At 49.5% G+C, this 849-nt stretch carries 3 protein-coding genes; all 3 read right to left on the bottom strand.

The features are described from left to right. A partial coding sequence (locus J5224_RS31390) for a type II toxin-antitoxin system death-on-curing family toxin (protein WP_264628902.1) occupies positions 1 to 246 on the bottom strand: 246 nt, incomplete at its 3' end. Beyond that, complete coding sequence (locus J5224_RS31385) at positions 243 to 464, bottom strand: type II toxin-antitoxin system Phd/YefM family antitoxin (protein ID WP_264628901.1); 222 nt, start codon at positions 462 to 464, stop codon at positions 243 to 245. The genes J5224_RS31385 and J5224_RS31390, both read right to left, overlap by 4 nt. Before the next feature lie 224 nt (positions 465 to 688). After that, on the bottom strand, positions 689 to 849 hold a 161-nt coding region (locus tag J5224_RS31380), incomplete at its 5' end, for an endoribonuclease YicC domain-containing protein (RefSeq protein ID WP_264628903.1).

Here is an 849-nt window from a genome sequence, read left to right as displayed (position 1 = left end):
GGTCATGGTGACAAAAAACGCAGTGCGCTTATTACCATCATTAAAAATGTGCCCACGAGCGATAGCGACCCAGTAGGTGGCGGCGAGCTCAAAAACATCGGTAACGCCTTCATAATGCGTTCTGTTTTGCACCCGATAGATGAGTGCTTCAGCCCTGCCGGGATCGGACATGCCAGCAACGCCGGGAAGCCGTTGCAATATGCGGTTATGGAAGGCGATAACGTCCTGAGCGCTGACCCACATCATCGGTTTGTCAGCGCTTCTACCGTGTGACCATGACGTTGCATCATCACATCAAACTCCGCATCCAGCTTGGCGTTTTGATATGCCTCAAATTCAGCCTTGCTGATGACCACTGCTGCGCTACCGTCTCGGCGGGTGATTTCAACCGGTTCGCCATGCATGGCCGCATCCAATACCTCTGAAATCTTGGCCCGCGCCTGCGTTGAGGTGTAAGTACGCATGATGTGTCTCCTGAAATGTACATTTGGATTGTACGCTCAGTGCTGTTTTGATTCAATTATAGAAAATACACTATTAATTATATAGTTAGACTTGGGCGTCGATGTTGATCCCTTCCCGTTGTCCGGGCACGGATATTTGGAAGCAATTAGAGGGATGAAAAAAAGCCATTATTTACAATGGCTTTTTTTAGCGATGGCGAGACGATATGAGATCGCGTGAAACGTTACTCGATATTCTGGATTTGCTCCCGCATCTGCTCAATCAGCACCTTCAATTCAATGGCGCTGGCAGTGACGTCGGCGTTGATGGATTTGGAGGCCAAGGTATTTGATTCGCGGTTGAATTCTTGCATCATGAAGTCCAGACGGCGGCCAACGGCTTCCG

Source organism: Candidatus Symbiopectobacterium sp. NZEC135 (genome assembly GCF_025962695.1).
This window is presented reverse-complemented; position numbering and strand designations above follow the sequence as displayed.